This window comes from Alteromonas sp. AWJ4_197 (assembly GCF_056160285.1).
The window spans coordinates 46,209-71,688 of record NZ_JBSWWW010000004.1 but is presented as its reverse complement, the minus strand read 5'-3'; the positions used below and the strand labels follow the sequence as shown (position 1 = coordinate 71,688).

19 protein-coding genes are annotated in these 25,480 nt (G+C 47.7%); 5 read left to right on the top strand and 14 right to left on the bottom strand.

All coding sequences use genetic code 11. The annotated features are described in order from the left end of the window. Positions 1 to 48 precede the first annotated feature (48 nt). The 3 genes from ACXAGC_RS09545 to ACXAGC_RS09535 all read right to left on the bottom strand — a co-directional run bounded on the left by ACXAGC_RS09545 (position 49) and on the right by ACXAGC_RS09535 (position 6,277). A complete protein-coding gene (locus ACXAGC_RS09545; protein WP_474844201.1) occupies positions 49 to 2,463 on the bottom strand; it encodes a glycosyl hydrolase 115 family protein in 2,415 nt (804 codons plus the stop codon). A gap of 78 nt (positions 2,464 to 2,541) precedes the next feature. After that, the gene (locus ACXAGC_RS09540) at positions 2,542 to 5,241 is read right to left on the bottom strand and encodes a TonB-dependent receptor (protein WP_474844200.1); all 2,700 of its coding nucleotides are present in this window, start codon (positions 5,239 to 5,241) and stop codon (positions 2,542 to 2,544) included. Positions 5,242 to 5,482: 241 nt separating this feature from the next. After that, complete coding sequence (locus tag ACXAGC_RS09535) at positions 5,483 to 6,277, bottom strand: 3-keto-disaccharide hydrolase (protein ID WP_474844199.1); 795 nt, start codon at positions 6,275 to 6,277, stop codon at positions 5,483 to 5,485. Positions 6,278 to 6,540: 263 nt separating this feature from the next. Between ACXAGC_RS09535 and ACXAGC_RS09530 the strand changes: the two genes are divergently transcribed. Continuing rightward, positions 6,541 to 6,891, top strand: a complete 351-nt coding sequence (locus ACXAGC_RS09530) for a DUF4870 family protein (protein ID WP_474844198.1) — start codon at positions 6,541 to 6,543, stop codon at positions 6,889 to 6,891. Between the two features lie 2 nt (positions 6,892 to 6,893). On the opposite strand, the gene ACXAGC_RS09525 is transcribed toward ACXAGC_RS09530, so the two are convergent. The 3 genes from ACXAGC_RS09525 to ACXAGC_RS09515 are packed head-to-tail and all read right to left on the bottom strand — an operon-like array spanning position 6,894 to position 9,995. Beyond that, entirely contained in the window at positions 6,894 to 7,040 is a 147-nt protein-coding gene (locus ACXAGC_RS09525) for a DUF2256 domain-containing protein (RefSeq protein ID WP_119501371.1), read from the bottom strand. Then, entirely contained in the window at positions 7,027 to 8,568 is a 1,542-nt protein-coding gene (locus tag ACXAGC_RS09520; protein ID WP_474844197.1) for a cryptochrome/photolyase family protein, read from the bottom strand. Before ACXAGC_RS09520 ends, ACXAGC_RS09525 begins: the two co-directional genes overlap by 14 nt. 2 nt (positions 8,569 to 8,570) lie before the next feature. Continuing rightward, complete coding sequence (locus ACXAGC_RS09515; RefSeq protein WP_474844196.1) at positions 8,571 to 9,995, bottom strand: cryptochrome/photolyase family protein; 1,425 nt, start codon at positions 9,993 to 9,995, stop codon at positions 8,571 to 8,573. Between the two features lie 87 nt (positions 9,996 to 10,082). Here ACXAGC_RS09515 and ACXAGC_RS09510 point away from each other — a divergent pair, with 87 nt between their 5' ends. From ACXAGC_RS09510 to ACXAGC_RS09500, 3 genes are read left to right on the top strand one after another with little or no spacing between them, the layout of a single operon-like run. Then, positions 10,083 to 11,381 carry a DASH family cryptochrome gene (locus ACXAGC_RS09510; protein ID WP_474844195.1) on the top strand — a complete coding sequence of 433 codons (1,299 nt, stop codon included), beginning with the start codon at positions 10,083 to 10,085 and terminating at the stop codon, positions 11,379 to 11,381. Next, a complete protein-coding gene (locus tag ACXAGC_RS09505) occupies positions 11,369 to 11,644 on the top strand; it encodes a deoxyribodipyrimidine photo-lyase (RefSeq protein WP_474844194.1) in 276 nt (91 codons plus the stop codon). Before ACXAGC_RS09510 ends, ACXAGC_RS09505 begins: the two co-directional genes overlap by 13 nt. Next, positions 11,601 to 11,978 (top strand): FAD-binding domain-containing protein, encoded by a 378-nt coding sequence (locus ACXAGC_RS09500; RefSeq protein ID WP_474844193.1) that lies wholly within the window; start codon positions 11,601 to 11,603, stop codon positions 11,976 to 11,978. Before ACXAGC_RS09505 ends, ACXAGC_RS09500 begins: the two co-directional genes overlap by 44 nt. On the opposite strand, the gene ACXAGC_RS09495 is transcribed toward ACXAGC_RS09500, so the two are convergent. Further along, positions 11,959 to 12,219: a hypothetical protein gene (locus ACXAGC_RS09495; protein ID WP_119501366.1), complete on the bottom strand. Its 261-nt coding sequence runs from the start codon at positions 12,217 to 12,219 to the stop codon at positions 11,959 to 11,961. The two genes, ACXAGC_RS09500 and ACXAGC_RS09495, sit on opposite strands and share 20 nt — an antisense overlap. 131 nt (positions 12,220 to 12,350) lie before the next feature. Between ACXAGC_RS09495 and fabA the strand changes: the two genes are divergently transcribed. After that, positions 12,351 to 12,869: a 3-hydroxyacyl-[acyl-carrier-protein] dehydratase FabA gene (gene fabA / locus ACXAGC_RS09490; RefSeq protein ID WP_119501365.1), complete on the top strand. Its 519-nt coding sequence runs from the start codon at positions 12,351 to 12,353 to the stop codon at positions 12,867 to 12,869. 60 nt (positions 12,870 to 12,929) lie between these two features. On the opposite strand, the gene rmf is transcribed toward fabA, so the two are convergent. The 7 genes from rmf to ACXAGC_RS09455 form a co-directional block, all read right to left on the bottom strand. Then, complete coding sequence (rmf, locus tag ACXAGC_RS09485; protein WP_070124638.1) at positions 12,930 to 13,106, bottom strand: ribosome modulation factor; 177 nt, start codon at positions 13,104 to 13,106, stop codon at positions 12,930 to 12,932. A 345-nt stretch (positions 13,107 to 13,451) separates the two neighbouring features. Next, complete coding sequence (locus tag ACXAGC_RS09480; RefSeq protein ID WP_474844192.1) at positions 13,452 to 15,212, bottom strand: DUF3466 family protein; 1,761 nt, start codon at positions 15,210 to 15,212, stop codon at positions 13,452 to 13,454. A 12-nt stretch (positions 15,213 to 15,224) separates the two neighbouring features. Beyond that, complete coding sequence (gene uup / locus ACXAGC_RS09475) at positions 15,225 to 17,150, bottom strand: ATP-binding cassette ATPase Uup (protein WP_474844191.1); 1,926 nt, start codon at positions 17,148 to 17,150, stop codon at positions 15,225 to 15,227. After that, positions 17,147 to 17,380 (bottom strand): glutaredoxin family protein, encoded by a 234-nt coding sequence (locus ACXAGC_RS09470; protein ID WP_119503391.1) that lies wholly within the window; start codon positions 17,378 to 17,380, stop codon positions 17,147 to 17,149. Before ACXAGC_RS09470 ends, uup begins: the two co-directional genes overlap by 4 nt. After that, positions 17,377 to 19,476: a bifunctional 23S rRNA (guanine(2069)-N(7))-methyltransferase RlmK/23S rRNA (guanine(2445)-N(2))-methyltransferase RlmL gene (rlmKL, locus tag ACXAGC_RS09465; protein ID WP_474844190.1), complete on the bottom strand. Its 2,100-nt coding sequence runs from the start codon at positions 19,474 to 19,476 to the stop codon at positions 17,377 to 17,379. The genes ACXAGC_RS09470 and rlmKL overlap by 4 nt, the downstream gene beginning before the upstream one ends. Positions 19,477 to 19,545: 69 nt before the next feature. Then, complete coding sequence (gene pyrD, locus ACXAGC_RS09460) at positions 19,546 to 20,553, bottom strand: quinone-dependent dihydroorotate dehydrogenase (RefSeq protein ID WP_119501362.1); 1,008 nt, start codon at positions 20,551 to 20,553, stop codon at positions 19,546 to 19,548. A gap of 62 nt (positions 20,554 to 20,615) precedes the next feature. After that, positions 20,616 to 25,454: an NAD-glutamate dehydrogenase gene (locus ACXAGC_RS09455; RefSeq protein ID WP_474844189.1), complete on the bottom strand. Its 4,839-nt coding sequence runs from the start codon at positions 25,452 to 25,454 to the stop codon at positions 20,616 to 20,618. Positions 25,455 to 25,480 lie beyond the last annotated feature (26 nt).

The following is a 25,480-nucleotide window of genomic DNA, read 5'->3' as shown; positions in this document are numbered from 1 at the left end:
AGAACTCCGCTATTTGAAAAACAGCCGGCATTGTGCCCTATTCTCTTATTAAGAACCACGTTCAGATAGCCAGACCTCATCAATAACAATACCGTTTTGATTCACTGAAAGGGTCACATTGTGCGTTCCCTTACTCAGCCTTCCCAGATTGACACTATTGTGAATGCGGTTATTTAATACGCCCTGCTTCCACTGCTCGCTTCGTCCTTTGGTGTTCAGCGTGAATATCGTCACTGGCTTTTGTGCCAGAGATATTGCGATCTCATGAGAAAAATCATTGGAATGCACGGGTAACGTAGCGACGTTTAACGTTACCTCCTGTGCAATATCAAGGTTGAACTGGTAGGTAACAGCGGCCTTTTCTGAGAAGTATTGTTGCTTCAGCGGATAAAGTGTTAATGCTTTGCCGGAATAGCCGAGATCTCTCACTTCCTGCCAGCTGTAACCCTCAGGTGAAATGAACTTTACTGATGCCGGTTTGATTTGCTTACTTTGTGATCCGTTGTTGACTCTTTCTCGCTTTTGTTTTTCGTCATCCGTCAACGTAATCAGTTCCGGCTTGCTAAAAACCGGCAGTTTGCGCGGTGCAGCATCCATCATGCCGGCCCATTTGCCGTCAGACAATCTGTTATATTGCTGAGTTAGCCCGTCGATAGTGTTATGTGCATCCAGTGCTTTTTCCATCAGCTTATCAGCTACAGATTGTGAGACTGTAAAAGCAGCTTTGTGTCTGAACAGCCACTTTTTATTGATTTCTGAGGCCGCCTGCACCGGATAGCTCATAAGTTGAAACCAGGCTGATTGCTCTTCTGGCTGAATGCCTTTGCCCAGTTCAAAAATGGATGTCTCAAGCTTTTGGTATTGCTGAAGACGATTTTCAATGGTTTTGCCGTCCCAGCCGGATAATTGGGTTTGTGTCGTGGGTTCGGTTTGACTCCATCCCATGAATTCCGGGCGACGGATAAAGGCCAGATGGTAATAGTCAAATAATAGCTCTGCGGCATATCGGGGTTCAGAAATCGCAAAGTCTCTGCCCAACTGATAAGAAGCGAACATCTTTGCGTCAGACACTTTATCCGGCCCGTACCACCCGAGATGTAAGAACCATTCCATATTGTATTCAAGGGGTTTGATGTCACCCACATTGGCTATCCAGATACGGTCAGCACCATTTTCAAATGCACGTTGCATTTCAAACTGTATTAACGCGGGGTGGGTACTGCTCAGCCATAAATAATCATGGGGTCTGCCCCAATAGCTTAAATGGTAGTACACCCCTGCTCCGCCTGACCGTGTTTGTTCAGCATGGTTGCTGTGCCGGCGGATATAACCGTAGTTATCATCAGGCCACACCAGTGTGACATCGTCAGGCACAGATAATCCCATTTCGTACAGTGAGAGTACTTCTTTGTAAGGCGTAAACATTTGCGTAAGCGTTTCAGCGGGCTTTCCAAAAACCGCTTCAAGTTGTGCACGCTGGGTATTGATAGCCTGCTGTAAAGTGTCTTTGGCTTGCTGCTGTGAATTGGTACCTTCCATTCCGCTGTCATGAATGCCACGCATACCCAGGGTAAACATCGCCAGATCAGACATATCACTGACCTGCACAACACGGCTTCGCCAGTATTCATTGACCCTTGCCGCATTATTGGTGTAATTGAAATCACCTGATTGCTGCTTGTCCCATTCATCCACATTGTTTCTTAACATGGGTTCGGCATGAGAACTGCCCACATGAATGTGGTAGCGCTGCGCCATCTCCTTGTTGCCCGGCACAGTGAAGAAGGCACGGGTACCCGGATGCATGGCAGGCCAGATGGTATTGGCTTTTAATCTGAGCAGTAACTGAAAAATTTTTTCATAAGTCCGGGGCCCTATATTGGCAGTATCCGGCTCGAATGTACGAGACGCCCATGGAAGTAAGCCCCAGTCTTCATCGTTAATGAAAATACCGCGGTACTTCACAGCAGGACCTTCAACAACCGGTAACTTGTCCAGCGTTAGCGGCACGTTGGCTTTTTTCACCGGCACATCCGCCCACCATTGCCACGGTGAAATACCCATTTTTTCGGCTAACGTAAACAGACCGTATACCGTGCCCCTAACATCAGCACCGGTGATCACCAGAGTGTCCTGGTTTGTGTGAATGGCAAATGCTTCATGATTACCATGAGGAAATGCACTGGCATTGAGTAGCGGTAATGAGCCATCAACGTTTATGCGAATAAATGGTGTTGAAGCTGTCTCGTCATCGCTTTTGACCACAACAAAAGTCGAACCGGTGCGGGCAGATAAATCATCCGCCACATCTTTGGCGGCCCATTCAATGAGCGGATCACGGCTTTGTACAACAATAAAACGCACAGACGGTTCATCGACCGAAATAGTGAACCGCTCTCCCGAAGAAAATACGGCATGTGACGCAGACAACAGAACAACGAAGAGAAAGCAACGTGTGAGCATAGTGAGCCTGGCCTGAATAAAGTGTTGCGGGGTAAGGATAGGGTCATAAGAACTTATGACCCCGTAACGTAAAGCTGCCTAGTTGTGATATCGCACGCCAAGGAAGAACTGTCTTCCCGTGTTGTTATATTCCCGCACCATGTCCAGCGAACCGTCGCCGGTGACGAACAGCCGTGAATACTCATCCGTCAGGTTGATGACTTCAAAGGAGAACGTCAGCTTTTCAGACCAGTTATAGAACGAGGAAAAGTCGATATTTGTGGGACCCGTTACCCCATTTTCAGCATTGCCGGTGATGCCGGGTACTTCGATAAAGTAGTCATCCCTGCTGTTTGCCGACAGGCGGGCACCATACTTCTCTGTTTCGTAGTACAAGGTGAAATTGTAAGAATTCTCGGAAACACCCACGATTTCACCGGAACTGACACGGGTATAGTTCGCCACTGTCCCCAAATTATCGAAGGGCGCGGGCAGGAAGTTAAATGGCTGCTGGTAGCTGATTTCAAAGCCGTTTATGGTTGTACCGTCGCCATTGTCATAGGAATAATGGGTATAAGGTTCGCTGAACGGATTAACCGTTATCGCGGGATCATAAACCGGATCGTTATTGATTGCCGTGTAATAAATACTGTCGACCAGTTTTTCTTCCTGTGTGCTGCGAATATAGGTTTCTATGTCTTTATAAAACAGTGTGGCAGACAATAACGATTCTTCGTCAAAATACCACTCTACGCCAAAGTCCACATTGTTAGACACGTAAGGGTCAAGGTACGGATTACCCACCGTCACGAAACCTTCAATGTAGCGAAAAGCAGGATTGCCCGGGTTCAGCGTATTTAAGCTGGGGCGTGTCATTGACCGCGTCAGTCCTAAGCGCACGATGAGATCATCTGCAGGCTCCAGTGCCAGATTCAGAGCCGGTAAAAAGTTCTTATAGTCATGTTCAGCGACGATGGTTTCTACAGAATTTTCCAGCCGGATATATCCCGTTGACGTGGCGGTGGTATCGACATATCGCATACCAAAGTTGGTACGCAAAATCATATCAGCGATATCGAAGTCTGTATTAAACTCCAGATAAACGGCCATGGTCTCTTCTTCTACCTGCGTGTTTTTCTGATCCTGAGATTGCCAGTTGAGGGGGCCGATAGCGTCTTTTACTGCATCAAAATCAGCCACTACAAAATGAAACAAATTTCCGTCAAAGCCGTCGCCAAAATTACTGATGGGCAGCATTTCTGTTAAGCCTTCTGCAGATCCCGTAGAAAAAGTTGGCAGACCGAAATATTGGCGGGAGACTTTGCGGTTGTTGTAGGCCACACCGGCCTTAACTTCGACCATATCCGCCACATATTTTCCATCAAATTTAGCGGTCAGGTTTTCTTTATCAGTCTGATCCTGAAAATCATAAGAGGACAAGTTGTACAAGGCAGGATCATTATAATCGAACTGGAAGTCGAGCAGCGCAGCATTGGGGTTACCCGTAAAATCGAAACCGAAACTATGCGGCTCAGTGCTGTCCATAATGTGACGAAATTCATCACGGGAAAAATCAATTTCTGCATACCCCACCATAGCATCCACAATGAGACGATCTGTTAAGCCAAACTCTCCCGATAACACATACTGATTAAATGCTGTATCACTGGTGGTCTCACGGCTCTCAACCCGGTTAGTTATGCCATCAAATTCGCCGGCAATAATTTGCTGGCCATTGGGCGCTACGGTAACCGATGTTGGCGTGATTTGATTGAAGTAATTTCTGAACATTGCGTACATGTGATAGTACGAGCGCTCATTTTCCAGTTGTGAATGTAAGTAGTCGAAGGTAAGTAACACATTATCAGACGGTGCATACTGAAATGAAGAAGTAATACCCAGGCGGGTCTGTTCGTTACCGAAATAATCCGGCCGCGGGATCCGGGGGGCATATAAACAATTGATGGCGTCCACATCCGCACCATTTAACTGACAATCACCACCCGACGGCGACCCGGTAACGTTTGTACTGCTGGTGTCCGCGTAAGTCATATTATTGTTAACGGGCGTTTGCCAGCCTACGGTTCCGAAGCCTTGCTGGTTAACGTTCCGGGTCGAATAAGCCAGTGAGAAAAGGACACCAAACTTATCATCGTCAAAGGTATTGCTCACCATTACCGCCGTGCGGGGGGTGGTCTCTTCGGAGACATCGTTGTAGTTCGCCTGCGCTGAACCGGCATAATGAAATCCGGGATTATCAAAAGGCTTGGCGGTATACAGATTTACAGAACCCGCGATACCACCTTCTTCCATTGATGCAGTGGGAGATTTTTGCACGTCCACGCGATTAAATAATTCAGACGCAAACACGTTGAAGTCAAATGCACGCCCGCCGCTCAGAGCAGAAATTGACGAGTCCAGCTGATCGGTTTCCGCCGGTATTTCCATACCGTTCAGTGTTGCACGGGTAAAGTCCGGGCCGAGGCCCCGCAGTGTGATACGTCTGCCCTCGCCGCCTTCGCGGCTGATTGAGACACCTGAAATGCGTTGCAACGATTCGGCTAAGTTTAGATCAGGGAACTTACCAATATCTTCGGCGGATATGGACTCCATGGAATTCACGTTAGCGCGTTTTGTAAGCAGGGATTTGTTCAGTGAGCTTCGAAAGCCTTTTACTTCGATAACTTCTAACTGATCGCCGGTAGCGCTCTCCTGTGTGTTGTCCTGAGCGAGCGCATTTGTAGTTAAGCCGGCATGCAATACGGTAATAATGGAGAGTGACAGTTTCTTCAATTTCATAACGGATCCTTTGAAGAGTGAAACGTCACACATTCAAGCTGCATGACTTTTCACTATTTATTTACAATAAATTCACGTTAAATTTGAAGATATTCAGGGTCAATCAAAAACAATTATATGACGTCATTTTGTGTCACCGGGTTTCAATTATGAATAATTTCCCGCTGACAAAACTATTTTACAACGCAGGAAACGCTTCAGGCAGTGACCGGTGAGAGTGAGCTTTGAATAGGCTGACCATTCACAGTATTTTTAAGTAAATATTCTTAAAATCAATGGGCTGCCCTTCACTTTGAAATGCAATATAACCTGACTTCAGGTTTTTCATCTGTTCCCATGTCGCCGGGTTTTCACCGGTGACCAGATCGTCTTTTTTAGCGAGAGCTAAATCATATTCAAGAACCACATCATCATTGATAAGTTGAGTAACGTGCCCGTCTTTAACGATCAATTCGCCTCTCACCCATTCACCGGCGGGGAACGTGGGCGATGACGAGTTAAGGCAGTGTTCAGGATAAATGTCGCCCTGATAATAAATTTCTGTACCGGGCGAACACATATTTCCTGTAGGTCTTACTACACCGGCTTCACGCTCAGCCAACAGCTGCATTTCCACCGAAACCGGCCAGTTTTGATCCGTGAGGATGGAATCAGCAGACTGACTGGCAAACATTACACCACTGTTTAATCGTGCGTAGCCCGGGGCGCTTTCGAGAAAGTCTCCGGTAAAGCGGTACTCAAATTTGAGATGAAAGCTGGTTAATTCAGCTTCATAGAAAAGATGGCCGAATTGTTCGTTGAAGTCATCATAGCTATCATAACGTACAAGCAGCATATCTCCTGAAAACCGGAATGTGTTGGCAAAATTTACCCCTGAAGGATGATGATTAATTTTTGCAGTCCAGTTTTTCTGTTCTGCCGGCGACAGTAAATTTTGCCAGTCATCATTGTTGTTTTGAGTCGTTGAGCAGGCAGAAAGTGTCAGCAAGCTACTAAGCAGAATAGCAGAATTAGAAACAGGTAATTTTGTGATCATAGGGATACCAGTGATGTCGGTTGAACTGACTTGTCTATCACTGTCCCGGTACACAGCCAATGTAAACCGTAGTTTTTCTGTAATAAGTTTCAATTGTAAAACTCAAAAAAAGCAAAACTTAATCACAGGAACTTGCCATCAATCTATACAGAGCATTGCATTTTGTCCGGTTTCATCGCACTATTTCATGACTATTTATCAAGCCGCCTTTCTAACCGACTGAAAATAGTATGGAAAAATAACTTTAAAAAAGGATAAATAAAATGAGCGAAATTCCCGCGAACACGAATGCATCAGGCAGCACTGCCAAAATTGTCTATATCCTGTATCTGGTAGGCATTTTATTTGGTATCACCGGCCTTGTGGGTGTTGTGATGGCCTACATAAATAAATCAGATGCACCGGAATGGCTGCAAAGCCACTACCGTTTCCAAATCCGTACTTTCTGGATAGGTTTCCTCTATCTGGTGATCGGCTCGGTTCTGTCTGTTGTGCTGATAGGCTGGCTGGTTATTCTTTTCTGGGTTGTCTGGCTGATTGTTCGTTGTGTGAAAGGCATGAAATATCTTGATAACAATCAGGCCCATCCGGATCCTGCGGGCTGGATGTTCTGATATCAACGGTCGTGCCGGCTTTGTTTATTGCCGGCACATCTTTTAGAGCAATATTTTACCGCTTCCCAGTTCCGTTCCCACTTTTTGCGCCATGTAAATGGCCGCTGGCAAACCGGACACATCTTCTGCGGTAAATCAGACTTCTTCATTTTTACTCAGTTTTGTCAGAAAGCGTTGACCGTCATCCCGCATTGCCGCTATTTTCTCTTCCGCCATTCTGTCGTAGCTTTTATAGACAAGCGCCATTCTCGGGTTCTTCCGTAACTTGTCCTGATGGGCATCGAGAAAGCGCCAGTACAGGTAGTTGAACGGACAGGCTCCTTCCCCGGTCTTTTTCGATACACTGTAACCACAATGTTTGCAGTAATCAGACATCTTATTAATGTAGCTGCCACTTGCTACATAAGGTTTGCTTGCGAGATTGCCGCCATCGGCGAATAAAATCATGCCGGACACATTAGGTAACTCTACCCACTCGTAGGCATCTGCGTACACCAGCAGATACCATTCCTGTACTTCAGCGGGTGATAACTCACACAATAATGAAAAATTACCTAACACCATCAAACGCTGAATATGGTGTGCGTAGGCATGTTTTTTAGTGTCAGTAATACACTGACGCAGACAATTCATATTGGTGTAGCCGTCCCAGAAAAAGTCGGGCAAGGTTCTTTTTGCATTGAAATAATTATCTGACTGTAACCCCGGCATGAAATGCCAGTAAAACCCCCGCACAAATTCACGCCAGCCAATGATCTGCCTTATGAAGCCTTCTACGGAATTCAGTGGTGCTTCACCGGCATGCCAGGCGGCTTCTGCCTGCTGAACCACCTCCCGGGGACTCAGCAAACCGCAATTGATGTAAAAGGACAGATGGGAGTGAAACAACCAGGGCATGTTGTGACGCATGGCGTCCTGATAGCGACCAAAGTCCGGTAGCCGTTCGTCAATAAAGCGGTTTAATACCTCAAGTGCGCCGGCACGATCGGTGGCATAATGAAAATCATCTAATTCACCGAAGTGATCACCGAACTCTTTTTCAACCAGACTGATCACGTCCCGTGTAATCACATCGGGTTCAAATTTTACCGGTGGTGGCGGAGTGACACTGGCGGGCATGGACTCACGGTTTTTCGCATCGTAGTTCCAGTCTCCCCCCGCCGGCGCACCATTTTCCATAAGAATGCCGGTTTCTTTGCGCATTTCCCGGTACCAGAATTCCATACGAAGGGTTTTCCGTCCTTCAGCCCATTCAGCAAACCTGGCTTTACTGGCGTAGAACCGTTCGTCGGGTAACAGCTCCACAGGCACACCGAGCTGACTTTCCCACTGCTGCATACTCTTCAGTAAACGGTATTCACCCGGTTCAGTTACAACGATATTATCAACATCGTATTTGCTCACCAGCGCTTTTACTTCATTCAGCAAGCTCCCCTGATTGTCAGGGTCATCGTACTTCCTGTAGTGCACCTTAAAGCCGTCATCTTTCAGTTCTTCTGCGAAATGCCGCATAGCTGAAAATAAAAATGCAATCTTCTTTTTATGGTGCTTCACATATGTGGCTTCTTCTTTCACCTCTGCCATCAATAAAATATCGCGGGTTTTCACCGCGTCAGTGATCACCGGTAAAGTGGCGGTGAGCTGGTCGCCAAGTATCAATCGCAGAGTACAGCCCATGGTTACCCCTTAATTTCATTAAAGGCGTCCAGTGCCCGTTGCCGTGACGCTTTTAAATCTACCAGAGGTTCAGGATATTGCTCTCCGAGCACGACACCAGCCTGTTTGAGTGTTGCCTTGTCCGCCTCCCAGGGCTTATGAATATATTTGTTGGGCAATTTTTTCAGTTCGGGACACCAGGTACGTACGTATTCGCCCTGCTTGTCGAATTTCTCCCCCTGCAACACCGGGTTAAACACCCGAAAATAGGGCGCGGCGTCAGCACCCGACCCCGCCACCCACTGCCATCCGGCGGTGTTATTCGCACCATCAGCATCAGCCAGACAATCCCAGAACCAGGCTTCTCCCTCACGCCAGTCGGTAAGCAAGTTCTTCACCAGAAATGATCCGGTTATCATCCGTACACGGTTGTGCATATAGCCGGTGTGCCATAATTGCCGCATGCCTGCATCGACAATAGGGATACCCGTGCGGCCCTTTTGCCACGCTTGCAAATCTTTCTGGCTCCGGCGCCATGGAAATTTATCGAACTTGTCATTGAAGTTCTTATCGGGGAAGTCAGGAAAATGATAGATAAGGTGATGGGCAAATTCCCGCCATCCCAGTTCACTCAGATAGATATCGATATTCTTATCATCACTGTTGCCAAAGGCATCCTTAATGGCATACCAGATTTGATTAGGAGATATTTCTCCGGCATGAAGATGCGGGCTGAGCAACGATGTGCCCTGCACTGCAGGAATATCCCGGTCGGTTTTATAATTCGCTGCGGCTTCGTCTATGAAGGTAGCAAGCCGGTCGGCTGCACCGTCTTCTCCCGGTGTCCACATTTTTTCAATGCCATCGTACCACTGAATATCAGGCATCAACCCGAGTTCATCAATTAACGTGCCTGCATTGTCCACGTCCGCGTAAGTGATTCTGGCTACCGGCGCCTGGGGAAAACGTGGCTCAGCGGCCTGTAAGCATCCTTTACGGTAAAACGGCGTAAATACCTTATAGGGTGATCCTGATTTATTCTCAATGTCCCAGGGCTCCCACAACAACGAACCATTGAAACTCTTCACCGTTATGCCGTCATCTTTCAGAGCCTGCTTCAATTTTTTGTCTCTGGCCACATGCCAGGGCTCATACAACCGGTTCCAGAAGATATGCTGCACATCGAACCGTGTCATGAGTTCAGGAATGAGTTCTGCCGGATCGCCGCTGAATACCTGCAGATGACCGTTAAGACGATCATTAAGGGAGTTTAATGATTGATGTAACCACCATTTAGTTACACTACCGGGAAGTCGTTTTTCCGGTACAGACGTATCTGCAATATATACTGGGATAATTTTTCCAAGGTCGCAGGCGGCGTTAAGCGCGGGATTATCTTTCACGCGCAAGTCCTGGCGGAACCACATAATGCTGACGGGTACCGGCACGTTGTTATCCTTTTTATTCAGAATGATGCAATAGATACGGCATTGTAATAAATCTGATTACAAACGGGTGAAAATTAAGGTTTTGTAATGAAAACATCGCACTATACAAAAAGCAGTTATCCGGCCCGTGTGAAGGGCATTTTCTGGTTCCGTCAGGATTTACGGCTTGACGATATGCCGGCACTGGAAGAGATGTGTCAGAACGTCACGGAGTTGCTGCTGGTGTATGTCAGAGATAGCCGGCTGTCAGAAACCACACCTTTCGGCACACAACGCACCGGCGCAATCAGGGAACAGTTTATCGCTGAATGTCTGGATGAACTGGATGATGCCCTGGTACCTCTTGGCCAGAGGTTACTTATCCTTGAAGGTAACCCGGCTGTTATCATTGCAGAACTGATAAAAAAATACGATGTAAGCTGGCTTGGCGCACATGTGAATCCGGGTTTTTACGAATTGCAGGACTGGCAACATGTGGTTGATGCTTGTGACGGTATTAATACGGTGTATAAAGATGCCGGATCCCTGTTTAATCAGTCTTCGCTCCCCTTTTCTCTTAACGAAATGCCCGGGCAATTTACACAATTCCGCAAGCAAACAGAGAGGAACACAATACCGGAGTTACCATTAGATCCTCCGGTATCATACCCACCGCCCTTCGCCACCGAAGTGCAATCTGTGACGGCTGTACATGAGAAAAGCAAAACACCTCCTCTTTTTCGTGGCGGAGAAAATGCTGCGCTGGAACGGCTGAATGTGTATTTATTCAAACAACGGCATGTGCTGCGTTATAAAGAAACCAGAAATGCGCTGGATGACGAAACGGCCAGTACACGTTTCTCGCCATGGCTTGCGGCAGGCGCTTTGTCTCCCCGCCGGGTATATTTTGAGCTCAGGCGTTTTGAAGATGAAGTGGAAGCCAATGAGTCCACATACTGGGTTTATTTTGAATTATTGTGGCGGGAGTTTTTTCATTTTGCCCAGCTTAAGCCCGGCAAAGACTGGTATCTACAAGCAGGACTGCGGGATGAAAAACGTCCCTGTCACTACGATGCGGACAAAATAATCCGTTGGCAACATGGAAGAACCGGCTACCCGATTGTTGATGCCTGCATGCGGCAACTGACGCAAACCGGTTTCATGTCTAACCGCGGCAGACAACTGGTTGCCAGTTGTCTGGTCCATGAGCTGGGACAAAACTGGCAATACGGGGCGGCCTGGTTTGAACAATGTCTGGTAGATTACGACCCCGGCAGTAACTGGGGTAACTGGCTCTACCTTGGAGGAGTGGGTCATGATCCCCGTGGTCACCGCCAGTTTGACCTTGAAAAGCAGACGAATATGTATGATCCGGACCGGACATTTATCAACAAATGGCTGAGCTGAAGCCCGATATTGCGGTGGGATGGCTCAAACGGGATTTGCGTCTGCGCGATCATGCCCCCCTGAAAGAAGCCGTCCGGAGCGGTTTGCCGGTGCTGTTAGTATTCTGTTATGAGCCGGAACTCATGCAGGATCCGCACATGAGTGACAGACACTGGCGCTTCATCTGTCAGAGTATCACCGATATCAACGACCAGCTGACGGGATCTGCCGCAGATTCAGATGCAGGCCAGTATTACCGGTATACACATCGTCAGGTTATATAATCCTGCAACCCAGTCGGCCAGGCTCGATCCTGAAGCTGTGCTTATAAAAAAATGGGTAGCGGAAATAAAAAATCTGCCGGCAGCGCTGTGTCATAATCCGGCAGATATTCCGCCGCTGGAAGCAGCGATGCTGGATTTTGATATACAACGGGATTACATGCTGCCGGTGATTGATATCAGACAGCACAATAAACAAACCGCAGAGCGGCTGTGGTCTTACAGGGAAAGAGAAGAGGTGCTCAGAGAGTCAGCCCGGATCGTCAGAAAGCACACGACATCCGCGAGTCCTTCCCGGCGCTGGTTAAAATCCGGGGCTAGCGCTTCTGATCTTTAAGCCACTGATTCAAAAGACGGATTTGACCACACTTGTAGGCTGCATAGGTTATGCGTAACGCATTGGACAGTACTTCACTGTCACTCCATCCGGTTTTATCGCTGATTTCTTTATAGCACTGCATGGCTTCGGGGCTGACATAGCCACGAACCATTTTTTTTCCTGCTGCTTTTTGTCTTTCGCGGAAACGACGCTGTTTTTCAGCATTGGCGGAAGGGTTGGCTTTTTTCTTTTCAGTCATACCGTTGTCATCTCGTGGTTACGTGCACAGTGTAACATGTAAATTTTCACAATAAATGACTGTTCAGAGTTGTTTAGCGTACAAGTGTTCGCTAAATTACCACGCTGAAAATCTAACAACAAAGGGATATCATGTCCGACAAACAAAATAGTTTTAACCGTGAAGACTTGCTGGCCTGTAGCCGCGGTGAAATGTTCGGGCCGGGTAATAGTCAATTACCGGCTCCTAATATGCTGATGATGGACCGTATCAGTCATATCAGTGAAGAAGGCGGTGAGTACGATAAAGGCGAAATCATTGCCGAACTGGATATCACGCCTGATCTGTGGTTCTTTGACTGCCACTTCCCGGGTGACCCTGTAATGCCTGGCTGTCTGGGTCTGGATGCCATGTGGCAGCTGGTGGGTTTCTTCCTTGGCTGGAGCGGTGGCCCCGGTAAAGGTCGTGCTCTTGGCGTAGGTGAAGTGAAATTTACCGGTCAAATTCTGCCTACGGCTAAAAAGGTAACCTACCGCATCAACATGAAGCGTGTAGTTAAACGTAAACTGTTTATGGGTCTGGCTGATGGTCAGGTTGAAGTAGACGGCCGTGTTATTTATACCGCAAAAGATTTGAAAGTCGGTCTGTTCCAGGACACGTCTAAATTCTGATTTTTTTCAGGTATAAAAAAGCCCCGTTAAATCGGGGCTTACCTATACTGAAAGAGATGCTTAACGCACGTTGAATCCTAATTGTCTGTCTTCAACGGCTTCCCTCCAGCCTCCGAGCCATTGTGACCTGGCGTCAAAAGCCTGAAATGGACAGTTCTCCTTTGAACGACCGCTGATACCAGCTTGATACCCTTTTGCGTGTGCACGCGTCAATTTATCTCTTTTTTGTCGTTTCATTGATAAGCCTCTTTTGATTATTTAACTGTGCCGTGATTGACTATCGGGCTCTCCTGTCAGTATGGGTTGATGGTGCCTTCAAGTTTTTTCACGCACATATATGTGATAGTGCAGAGGCAGGCTTGGTTCAACTTAATTAAATTTTTTTTGGTATTGACAAATAGTAAGTTAATGAAAATTTGTCTAATTTAATGTTACATTTTTTTGTCATAAATATTACGTTTTTTAAAACGTCAAACTATATGTACAAAAAAACCGCACATTGGTGCGGTTTTTGATAGGCTCGCTGTACATATTTAGCACAGTTTACGTGCTATGCAGCGGCTAAACAGTGCTCATTTCACATTACTGTTTACGTCGTCTGAACGCGAGTAAGCCGCCTGTTAATAACAGCCACCATGGAGAAATTGCCGCACCTTTACGCTCGTAAGCCACATCGTCAATTTCATCTTCAGGAATGTCACAGGTCTCTACTTCACCGTTTTCCAGCGGCGTGAGTTTCACTGCAATAATGGTATCGTCGATGGGCGTTTCGCCTTCATCGTCAATCACTTCCACACCCGTTACATAACGTTCACCGGTACGGTAGCGGGCATTTGCAATAATCTCATTGCTGTCATTGATACCAATGGCGTCGACAATGGTGTATACACTGTCACAAGGTAACAGATCGTTCAGATCCGTCATTTCTTTCGCTTCAATGTCGTACATGAAGCCGTGGGTTTCACGGTTTGTATCAACAGTGGAGTCGTATTCTGACGAGCCAACCACAATGTTGTTATTGTTGATGCCTTTACCTTCTGCGCCGGCATTGGTAAAGAAGCCTTCCGGATAAAGAGCTTCACCTGTGTCCAGGTTGTAGACGAACACACGGTTACGGGCAGTATCATTAGGGGCACGTAGTACGTAACCTGTTACCCAGTTGTCATTGTTAATGGCAACTGCTTCAGACATGATATTTTCGTCACGGGGTAACATTTCGGTTGTTTCGCCTTCTGCATAACTCACTGCAACATTCAGGCGCTCATAGCTATAACCTGAAGGACGGCGGATGTAAGCAATTTCGTCAAGAGATGACGCACCTACAGCGATACCCTGATCATTAATATCCTGCGCCAGCGACCAGTATGCAGACTCATCATCGGCATCAGGTTCAAACACAAGCGGATACGTATCTGTAGTAATCGTGTTGCCGTTAGCATCTAACTGCCAGACAGTGGCACGGATGTGCACACCCGGCGTTGAACGGTCGCCCACGGCCGGTAAACGGAAGCCGTAGGTAGATGTATCTGAAGATGCGTCTACACGGATACTGCGGTAGCAATATTCCACAGGAATGTCACCACGGGTTTCTTCTTCTTCACAGGCTTCAATGGCGTCATCAATGCCTTCAATGTGGTCAACCATGCTGTTGCCCACAACCTGAAGATTGTTGTTAATGGCAAACGCCTGACTGAGGCCGTTTAACGTATCATCTTCAGAAGCCAGCAGTTTGGTTTCACCGTTTACACTGACAAAGGCCGTAGACTTGATGTCGTTAAGTACATAAGTGGTATCGTTGCCGTCTTCATCTTCATAATCCAGCTCGTAATACGGGCCTTCAGTTGAGCCGGTAACATAATCACCGTTCAGACTGTCACGTGCATAGGTTGTAACCGCATGGGCGTAATCATCAAACAGTTCCGACCACGCATCCAGACCGGGGATGAGATCGGCATCTGTCGTATCTGTGATATACGAGCGGTAAGGCGTCAGGTGCTGGTAAACAAAAGCATTCCGGGCAGTCGTGCTGTGAGACAGTAAACCGGTAACAATCGTGGTGTAATCCACATCTGAGAAAATGCCCTGTCTGACGTCGTCTTCACTTTCGAAAGTCGATGCATTGTTGTCGATAAATCCGGATTCTTCCAGAAAATCGAGGTCGATGGGTGGATTAAATTCTGCTGATGTCATCGTCACCGTGAAGCCGGACTCGTCGATAGACTGGGCAAAATTGTTAATACTGATATCCCTGACTGGTACAGGTGTGACTGTATAGGTGGCGGCCAGGGCAGAAGCTGACGCAGTGGTCATTGCCATGGCAGCGGCAAGCTGTGTTAATTTCATTTATAATCCTAATTACTGCTGAGTGTCTTCCAGCATGCTTTCCAGTTCATCCCAGCGCGCATATTTCCGGGATAGGGTTTCTTCTGTTTCTGATAACGTGGCCAGAGTTGCGGCTGTGCTGTCGGCAGTTTGTTTAAAAAACTCAGGATCATTCACTTGTTCCTGTAATTCTGCTAACGCGGTTTCCAGCGTTTCTATCTCTGCAGGCAGAGAATCCAGTTCACGTTGATCTTTATATGATAACTTTTTCGTCTTGCGTACTGAAGACTTTGGCTTAGGACTGTCAGAAACCGGTTTAGTTTCATCTTTTACCTTTGCCTCTGCAGTTTTCTGTGCTGCATTTTGCTTATACCAGCTCTCCACATCTGTGAAGCCGCCGATAAATTCTTTGAGCTCACCTTCGCCTTCAAACACCAGGCAACTGTTAGCGACGTTATCCACAAACTCACGGTCGTGGCTGACAAGTAATACCGTGCCTTCATATTCATTCAGCAGGGTTTCCAGCATTTCCAGCGTCTCAACGTCCAGGTCGTTGGTCGGTTCGTCGAGCACCAGTAAGTTACTGGGTTTCAGCATCAGCTTTGCCAGCATCAGACGGTTTTTCTCACCACCTGACAGAGATTTTACCGGGGCATTCACCCGCTCCGGGGTAAATAAATAGTCCTGCAGATAACTGATCACATGTCTGGGGTGGCCATTTACCATCAAATCACGCTTTCCGTCACCGACAGCGTCAATGACTGACTTCTCAAGTTCCAGGCCGTGGCGATGCTGATCAAAATACGCGACTTCCAGATTAACGCCCTGGCGGACGTTTCCGGATTGCGGAGCCAGTTCACCCAGCAACAACTTGATAAGAGTAGATTTGCCACTACCGTTCGGGCCGATGAGCGCTAATTTATCACCCCTTAACAGGTTTAGGGTAAGGTGTTTAACAATGGCTTTCTCGCCGTAGCTGTAACTGGCGTCAGTTACCTCGAACACCATTTTACCTGAGCGGGAACCGGCATGTTGTGCTACAACGGCATTGCCCTGGGTCTCGCGACGGGCTTTACGGGTTTCACGAAGCTTTTTAAGTGCCCTTACTCTGCCCTCATTACGGGTCCTGCGGGCTTTAATGCCCTGACGGATCCACACTTCTTCCTGAGCGAGTTTCTTATCAAACTCTGCATTCTGAGCAGCCTCGATATCCAGATCCTGCTGTTTCTTTTCCAGGTAGGTGGCATAGTTACCGGGGTAACTGGTCAGCGAACCGCGGTCGAGATCCACAATACGGGTTGCCATGTTGCGAATGAATGCACGATCGTGGCTGATAAAAACGATTGCACCGCGGAACGCCGTTAAGCTTTGTTCCAGCCAGCGAATCATTTCAATATCAAGGTGATTAGTCGGCTCATCAAGAAGTAATAAGTCGGGCTGACGCACCAGCGCTCTGGCCAGTGCCGCTTTTCTTCTCCAGCCACCGGACAGCGTGGACAAAGACATGTCCGCATCCAGTTTCAGCATGGTAAGGGTTTGTTCTATTTGCTGCTCGAATTGCCAGGCATCACGGCTTTCGAGCGCTTCCTGCAGGTGTTGCAGTTTATTCAAGTTAGCTTCGGAAGGATCATCCGACACCTTACGGGTCTGATGAAAATACTGCTTAAGAATATCGCCCACATCGGCAAGCCCTTCGGCCACATAGTCAAACAGTGAGATATCAACAGTTTGCGGAGGATCCTGTTCGAGTCTCGCAACAATGGTTTTACTGTCGATAATACGCTGCCCGTCGTCAGCGATAATGTCTCCGGCCAGCACTTTCATAAGCGTGGATTTTCCACTGCCATTTCGTCCGACCAGGCACACCCGTTCTCCGGGTTGAACCACTAATTCAACGCCATCCAGTAATGGCGGATTACCGTAGATAACGGTGATGTTTTTTAACTGAATTACACTCATGATAAAAAGGATTCTGCCTGTTCTACGTCAAAAGGCCAGCCAAGTTCGGCACCGGTATCCATGCGTTTGATCACAGGAATACGGACTGCATACAGATGATACAGGTTTGCGTCGTCGCGGATGTTACATTTTGTAATGTCCAGCAAAGGCGCCTGGTGAGTTTGTGCCAGCACGTCACTGGCAAGATCACATAAATGACAACCCGGTCCTGTATAAAACGCTAATTTCACTTCTTCAACGTCCAGCATTGATGAATATTTGCATGACGGGCGAAATCTTCCGGAATAGTCTTTGCGGAAATATCTTCTATGTCTTTATATCCGGCTCCGGCTAACGCATCAGTATCAAGTTTGAAGCCCCGGCGGTTATTCGAAAACACCACTTCACCGCCATCATTCAAACAACGGAACGCATCTTTCAGCAAAGCAACGTGGTCGCGCTGAACATCAAAGGTATCCTGCATACGTTTTGAATTTGAAAACGACGGCGGATCGATAAAAATAAAATCGTATTTGCCGGGGTGTGTTTTGAGCCACGTCGTACAATCAGCCTGAATAAAGGCATTGGCGCCTTTCACTTTATTCAGTGTCATGTTGTCTTTCGCCCAGTCCAGATAGGTTTTCGACATATCGACAGTAGTCACAGAACGGGCACCACCCAAAGCAGCATGCACAGAAACACTGCCAGTATATGAAAACAGGTTCAGCACATCTTTATTTTTCACCCGTTGTGACACCAGTTTACGGGTGTCACGGTGATCCAGAAATAATCCTGTATCAAGATAATCTGTCAGGTTAACCAGCAGTTTCGCACCGTTTTCATAAACAGTCAGCCGATCACCTTTCTGATCCATTTTTTCGTACTGGTTTTTACCCTTCTGCTGACTGCGCACTTTTAACGCAATTTGCTTCGGGTTTGTGCCGGTTACTGCCGGCAAATGCAACAGCACTTCCTGTAAGCGGCGACGTGCTTTGTCTTCAGAAATGGTTTTCGGTGGCGCATATTCCTGCACAACAAGCCAGTCACCATACACATCAATAGCCACATTGTAATCAGGCAAATCGGCGTCATAAATACGGTAACAGTTGGTGTCCTGTTGCTTTACCCAACTTTTCAGCTTTTTAAGATTCTTTTTCAGCCGGTTAGCAAATTCGTGATTCACTCCGTCTGAGCCAAATTGCCGGCAGTTGTCTTCGTCCATAACATAATTAACCAGCCGGCATTCCAGCTTACCGTTATTCATGCCGTAGTCTTTTGACGAGCGCAGTTTCATCATTCGCAATAAATCGCGGTTGCTGCTGAGCAGGGATACATGCCAGCCTGACCAGGCCGCTTTCAACTGCTTACCCAGTTCTGAAAAGGTCGGGATAAGGTCTGTAAGTTCGCCGAGCCGTTCGCCATAAGGCGGGTTACTCACCAGATAACCGGCTTCTTTAACCTGAGGTTCCGCTTTCAGCGCATCGCAGCTATCAAAATGAATGTCTTTAAATACACCGGCCTGATCGGCATTCGTCCGTGCAATATTGATGAGCTTACGGTCAATATCTGTAGCAGTAATACGAATATCACAGGGCTTTTGTGCTGCCAGAGCATCATCGTTAATCTTGTCCCACAGAGGCTGGTTATGTTGCAACCAGCGACTGAAGCCCCAGTAACTGCGTTTGATGCCGGGAGCAATATTTCTGGCAATGTACGCGGCTTCAATAGCGATGGTGCCCGAACCACAGAACAGATCCGTGAGCGGTTTATCTGTGTTTGCTGTCCAGCCTGAGCGGATCAGCATCGCGCATGCCACGTGTTCTTTTAACGGTGCTTCACCGGTTTTCGAACGGTAAGCTCTCTGGTGAAGACTGTTTCCGGACATATCCAGACCGATGACCACATTGTCCCGGTGTACGCGGGCCCAGATAGGAAAATCTGAAAATTTCTTTTCTACAGACGGCCGTTGATCTAACTCTTCCATAAACTGATCAACAATAGCGTCTTTTATTCGCACAGCACCAAACTGAGAATTTTTAATGGCATGGTTGGTGCCGTTGAACTGTACACTCAACGTGTCACTGGCCCGCAGGTGTTGCTGCCAGTCAACGGATGAAGCGGTATCGTATAAAGATTCTGCTGAGTCACACTTTCCTTCGGCCAGCACCCAGATAACACGGTTCGCCAGCCTGGACCATAAACAAACGGTATAGGCCTGTTCAAGGGTGCCGGTAAACGTTACTGTGCCGGGCGATAAGCGACAAGCAGTATCAGGACAAAGCGCTTCAATTTCAGCTTTTAACAGCTCATCCAGACCACGGCTGGTTGTAACAATAATTTGATTCATAACACTCATAGAAACTGCACACGTTCTGCACCCGCGCAGTGATTAAAAATAATCGAAGTAAAAGGGCTTTTACAGCGCCTTTACGATGTTTTTCACTAGTGACGGCCCCTGATAGATAAACGCCGAATAAACCTGTACCAGCGAAGCGCCGGCGGCGAGCCGGTCTTTTGCAGTCTGCGCGTCATGAATACCGCCCACGCCGATGATAGGAATTGCGCGGTCCAGTGCAGCAGACAATTTGCGTGTCACATCCAGACTCATTTCCGTCAGAACATCGCCACTTAAACCGCCGGCTTCATCAGCGTGTTTCAGTCCCTGAACACTGTCACGGCTTAGCGTGGTATTTGTAGCAATCACTCCGTCCATTTTACTGTTGATCAGTGAACGGGCGATGCTTTCGATTTCATTATCCGCCAGATCCGGCGCGATTTTGATGAACAGGGGCACATATTTACCATGTGACTGACACAGCTTTTCCTGTGCATCTTTCAGACCGTTAAGCAGTTTATCCAGTGCTTCGCCATACTGAAGATTACGCAGTCCAGGCGTATTGGGAGATGAAATATTCACTGTCACGTAGCTGGCGTAAGGATACACTTTGTTCAGACAAATGAGGTAATCATCAATGGCATTAGCTTCTTCGGTATCTTTGTTTTTACCGATGTTAATTCCCACCGGCCCTTCGAAACGGGACGCTTTTACCTGACTGACCAGATGATCCACACCGTGGTTATTAAAACCCATGCGGTTAATGATAGCGTGCTTTTCAGGCAGACGGAAAATACGGGGCTTGGGGTTACCCGGTTGGGGACGGGGGGTTACTGTACCGACTTCTACGAATCCGAAGCCCATGCTGCCAAAGGCATCAATACATTCGCCGTTTTTATCCAGACCGGCAGCCAGACCTACCGCATTTGGAAATGTGATCCCGGCAACTTTTACCGGCTTACTGATAGTTTCATTACTGTACAGTAATTTCAGCGGCGTATGCTGGGTTCTGTGCAGCCACTTGATGGCAAAATCGTGGCTTTTTTCGGGCTCGCACTGGAGCAAAATTTTCTGGGCGATGGATTGCATGGTCTTTCTCTAAGAAAAAGCCCTGTCAAAACAGGGCTTCGTCGTTTCTGAATAGGCGTATTCTAATGGCTAGACTTGGCGCTTAAAAGCATCAATTCACGTAAAGCCACAGAAAATTTCGCAAATTCATGTGTAGAGCTTGTTTTGAACTCTGACATCATGTGATACCAGCGTTTCAGCAGAGCCTGATTATTGTCCATCCAGCTTTGCAGAATTTCGTCGGCATCTTTGCTGTCAGGACGCGACTGTAACAAGTTCAGCGTAATGGAGCGCTGTTGCCAGTCAAGCTCTTCACGGTAGGATGCTCTTGCCAGGGCCTGCCAGTGGTTACTGACGTTCTGGTTGGTAATTTGCGCCAGGAACCAGTGCAGTTCAAGTTTCGCGCCCAACTGGAAGTACAGCTTGGCAATGACAGACGTATCATGGCTGTCTGTTTCATCAATTTGCGCCAGGTCGAGACTGGAGAACAGATTCGAGAAACTGGACACTTGTGTGGCAATATCTTCCGGTACACCTTTATCAACCAGTTTCGCCGCCTCTTTCTGCAAGGAAGCATATTCATCAGCGACCAGATAATTTTGCATGTTACTGGCAAGGTTATCAAAGGTACCGCGGTAAGCTTCAATCGCAGAATGAATACCCAGAGATTTATTGCCGTGACGGATATACCAGCGCGCAGTGCGGCGCATAATACGACGGGCACTCTCCAGAATTCTCAGTTGCAGATCAGCGTCGATGACATTGTCCAGCGCTTCAACTTTGCGCCAGAGCGGATCGATATTGAAAATACCTTTCACCACCGCGTAAGCATCAGCAATTTCATCCACCGTTGCACCGGTCTCTTCCTGCATACGGAACACGAAATTCAGGCCCATATCGTTGACAATGTTATTGGTCAACTTAGTCGCGATAATTTCGCCACGTAGCGGATGCTGCTCCATCTGCTCAGGATACTTGTCACGCAGTACCGGCGGGAAAGCATTGACCAGCAGTTTACCATGATACGGATTCTCCGTGATCTCCGGAATATTAAACGCGTCTTTGAGTACCATTTTGCCGTAAGCAATCAGCACACTCAGTTCCGGACGGGTAAGTCCCCGGTCTTTCGCCACGCGGTCTGAAATTTCATCATCGGTAGGAATAAATTCCAGTTCGCGGTTAAGACGTCCATCACGCTCCAGACCATGGATGAACCGCAGCTGCTCTTTAAGTTGCGACACGCCTGCCCGTTCTGTAATGGAAATCGACTGGGTCTGACGATAGCAATCTTCCAGCACGATTTTGGCCACATCATCGGTCATGTCGTAAAGCAGTTTGTTTCGCTGTTTAACGGTTAAATCACCATTACTCACCAGACTGTTAAGCAAAATTTTAATGTTAACTTCATTGTCTGAGCAGTCCACACCGCCAACGTTATCAATAAAGTCGGTATTCACGCGGCCGCCGTTTGCGGCATATTCCACACGGCCAAGCTGCGTCAAACCCAGGTTACCGCCCTCGCCTACAATTTTCGCCTTAACGTCTTTACCGTTTACACGTAAATCATCATTGGCACGGTCGCCCACTTCAGCATGAGACTCTTTAGTACTCTTAATATAAGTACCGATACCACCGTTCCAGATCAAATCGACGGACATTTTGAGGATATTATGAATAAGCTCGTTCGGCGTCATCGTGACCTGACGGGTGCCCAGCCATTTTTTCATTTCCGGTGTAAGCTTTATGGACTTACTCGCACGGCTGAAGATACCACCGCCTTTCGAAATCAGCTTACTGTCATAGTCTTCCCAGCTTAATCCCGGGTTTTCAAACAGGCGCTTACGCTCTTCCCAGGTGGAAGCTGCATCCGGATCAGGATCGAAGAAAATGTGCAGGTGGTTAAACGCAGCAATTAACCGGGTGTGTTTTGACAGCAACATACCGTTACCGAATACATCACCGGCCATGTCACCTACACCCACCGCAGTAAAATCTGTCGTCTGACAATCGATACCCACTTCACGGAAATGGCGTTTAACCGATTCCCATGCACCACGGGCCGTAATCCCCATTTTCTTATGGTCGTAGCCCACACTGCCGCCGGAAGCAAAAGCGTCACCCAGCCAGAAGTTATATTCTTCAGAAATGCCGTTTGCGATATCTGAGAACGTGGCCGTGCCTTTATCAGCGGCAACAACCAGATACGGGTCGTCTTCGTCGAGGCGTACCACATCTTTTGGTGGCACAACTTCGCCGTTTACAATGTTATCTGTGATGTCCAGCAGGCTGCGGATAAAAGTACGGTAGCACGCCTGACCTTCTGCCTGGAATGCCGCTCTTCCGCCTGTTGTTGGCAGTTTTTTGCAGACAAAACCACCTTTTGCGCCCACAGGCACAATAACGGTATTTTTAACTTGCTGGGCCTTCACCAAACCAAGGATCTCAGTACGGAAATCTTCCTGACGGTCAGACCAACGCAGACCACCCCGCGCCACTTTGCCGCCCCGTAAATGCACACCTTCCACACGGGGACTGTACACAAAGATTTCAAATTTAGGCAGTGGCAGCGGCATTTCCGGAATCATTTCCGGCATCAGCTTGAACGATACATACGGCTTTTCGTTGCCGGCATCGTCGCTCTGGTAGAAGTTAGTGCGGAGTGTCGCCAGCATCATATCCAGATAACGACGGATGATCCGGTCGTCGTCCAGGTTGCTGACGTTATCCAGCGCTACTTTGATTGAATCAAGCAGCGCTTCTTCTTTTTTCTTACTGCGCTTTTTAAACGGGTCGAAACGTATGTCAAAAAACTCCACCAGTTTCTTAGCAATGTCAGGATAGGCAGACAGCGTATTGGCAATGTAATCGCGGCTGAAAGAGCTGCCTGTCTGACGCATATATTTTGCGTAGGCACGGAGAATGGTCACTTTACGACCGGTCATGCCGGCACCCAGGATCAGGCGGTTAAAGGCATCATCTTCCAGTGTGTTTGCCCACACCTTGGCAAACGCATCCTGAAACAACGCCTGCGCCTGCTCCATGTCCAGGTCTTTACCGGACTTATGAAGCATGGTGAAGTCCATTACCCAGTTCAGCGACGAATCGGCGCAATTGACTTTGTACGGACTTTCATCGATAACGCGCAAGCCGAAATTTTCCAGCATAGGTAACACGTCAGACAGGTGAATAGGCTCTGCTCGGTGGAACAGTTTCAGTTTCACAACCTGACTGTCAGCACTTTCTTCCTGCGGACGGTAAAACAACATATCCAGTGTATGGTCATCACTCAGTAATTCGAGTTTTTCCATATCAATCAGGGCAGCGCTGGGCAGGTTCTGTTCCATATAACTGCGGGAAAAAGCATTGGTATACTTGCGTTCCAGTGCTTTACCTGATGCTTCACCATGGGCTGCCCTTATGGCAGATGCCAGACGGTCATTCCAGGTTTTGGTGAGCTCAATGATGTTTTGCTCGATTTCCTTCACATCGTATTCCACATTGTTGTTTTTGACGCGGGCGATATAGTGCGTTCTGGCGTACACAGATTCAGAGAAGAACGTCGTAAATTCGATTTCTTCGTCAGTGCCAAATGAGCGCTGCAGCAAGTTCTGGGTATCTTTACGCAACTGGGTGTTGTAGCGCTCTCTGGGCACAAACACCATACAGGAAATAAAGCGGCCAAATACATCCTTGCGAACGAACAACCGGGTAATGCCCCGCTCCTGCATCTGGAAGATACCCATAATGATTTGGGCCATTTCCGCAGCAGGTGTTTGCAACAACTCATCCCGTGGATAAGTTTCAATAATGTTCACGAACGCTTTGTATGCGTGGGTACCCGGCTCATAGCCGGATAACGTACAGATTTCTTTAATTTTTGACGCCAGCACCGGCACTTCAGTGGCACTTGAGTTATAGAAAGAAGCACTGAACAGACCGAGGAAACGGTGTTCACCGACAACAGCACCATCGCTGTTAAAAACCTTCACACCCACATAATCCATATAGGCAGGACGATGTACCCGTGAGCGTGAATTGGTTTTAGTCAGCATCAGCGGATTCTGACTCAAGGCTTCAGCCCGCGCAGACGACGGTAAATTAGAAATCAGACGCTCACGATCGCTGACAGACTTTTTCATCAGCCCCAGGCTGCTGTCATTATCAGGGATCCAGCGGTAATCACCTTCAATGGCACGGGCGTCGTAATAACGGTAGCCCATCATGGTGAAATTATGATCAGCCAGCCAGCTTAAAAACTGCAGAGTCTGGGCTTTCTTATCGGCATCTACCGGCCAGTTGTGTTTGTCAGCATCTTTAATAACGGTTGCCAGCTTGCCCGACATTGACTGCCAGTCTTCAACCGCAAGGGAGACTTCATCAACCACTGAACGAAGTTCTTTGGTAAGTTTATCAATGTCTTTTTTCGCGGTCTGTCTGTCGATTTCAATCAGCAGCACGGTTTCTTTAACTGCCGCTTTGGTTTTCTTGCCACTTTCGTAAAAAGCTTCCACCTGCCCTTTATCGCCACGTTTCAGCCAGATGGGGCTGTGCAACATGAGATGAGAAGTAATATTCAGGCGGTTCAGCGACATGCGCACGGAATCAACCAGAAACGGCATGTCCCGCACGATAATTTCAACGATAGTATGGCTTGAATGCCATCCATGTTTGGCGATTTCAGGATTGAAAACCCGGATATACGGTGACGACGGATCGAACGAGGAAAACTCGTTCCACAAACTTAATGTAGCCCCGTAGAGGTCGCTGTCGTTGCGATCTTCCAGGTCATCATTAGAAATTGTCTGGAAAAGATGTTGGCCGAATTGTTTAACCAGCGCATTTTGCTGCGCATCGACTTTCTTTTCGATGAGTGAGAAAACATTATCAAGCAGCACCGACTGCCGCTGTGAGGTGACTGTCATGGTTTAACCTTTATTAGTCGTAAGTG

Bases quoted from the DNA above. Each gene is read 5' to 3' on its own strand.
- ACXAGC_RS09545 (WP_474844201.1), bottom strand. From the start codon at position 2,463: ATGCTCACACGTTGCTTTCTCTTCGTTGTTCTGTTGTCTGCGTCACAT.
- ACXAGC_RS09540 (WP_474844200.1), bottom strand. From the start codon at position 5,241: ATGAAATTGAAGAAACTGTCACTCTCCATTATTACCGTATTGCATGCC.
- ACXAGC_RS09535 (WP_474844199.1), bottom strand. From the start codon at position 6,277: ATGATCACAAAATTACCTGTTTCTAATTCTGCTATTCTGCTTAGTAGC.
- ACXAGC_RS09530 (WP_474844198.1), top strand. From the start codon at position 6,541: ATGAGCGAAATTCCCGCGAACACGAATGCATCAGGCAGCACTGCCAAA.
- ACXAGC_RS09525 (WP_119501371.1), bottom strand. From the start codon at position 7,040: ATGAAGAAGTCTGATTTACCGCAGAAGATGTGTCCGGTTTGCCAGCGG.
- ACXAGC_RS09520 (WP_474844197.1), bottom strand. From the start codon at position 8,568: ATGGGCTGTACTCTGCGATTGATACTTGGCGACCAGCTCACCGCCACT.
- ACXAGC_RS09510 (WP_474844195.1), top strand. From the start codon at position 10,083: ATGAAAACATCGCACTATACAAAAAGCAGTTATCCGGCCCGTGTGAAG.
- ACXAGC_RS09505 (WP_474844194.1), top strand. From the start codon at position 11,369: ATGGCTGAGCTGAAGCCCGATATTGCGGTGGGATGGCTCAAACGGGAT.
- ACXAGC_RS09500 (WP_474844193.1), top strand. From the start codon at position 11,601: ATGCAGGCCAGTATTACCGGTATACACATCGTCAGGTTATATAATCCT.
- ACXAGC_RS09495 (WP_119501366.1), bottom strand. From the start codon at position 12,219: ATGACTGAAAAGAAAAAAGCCAACCCTTCCGCCAATGCTGAAAAACAG.
- fabA (WP_119501365.1), top strand. From the start codon at position 12,351: ATGTCCGACAAACAAAATAGTTTTAACCGTGAAGACTTGCTGGCCTGT.
- rmf (WP_070124638.1), bottom strand. From the start codon at position 13,106: ATGAAACGACAAAAAAGAGATAAATTGACGCGTGCACACGCAAAAGGG.
- ACXAGC_RS09480 (WP_474844192.1), bottom strand. From the start codon at position 15,212: ATGAAATTAACACAGCTTGCCGCTGCCATGGCAATGACCACTGCGTCA.
- uup (WP_474844191.1), bottom strand. From the start codon at position 17,150: ATGAGTGTAATTCAGTTAAAAAACATCACCGTTATCTACGGTAATCCG.
- rlmKL (WP_474844190.1), bottom strand. From the start codon at position 19,476: ATGAATCAAATTATTGTTACAACCAGCCGTGGTCTGGATGAGCTGTTA.
- pyrD (WP_119501362.1), bottom strand. From the start codon at position 20,553: ATGCAATCCATCGCCCAGAAAATTTTGCTCCAGTGCGAGCCCGAAAAA.
- ACXAGC_RS09455 (WP_474844189.1), bottom strand. From the start codon at position 25,454: ATGACAGTCACCTCACAGCGGCAGTCGGTGCTGCTTGATAATGTTTTC.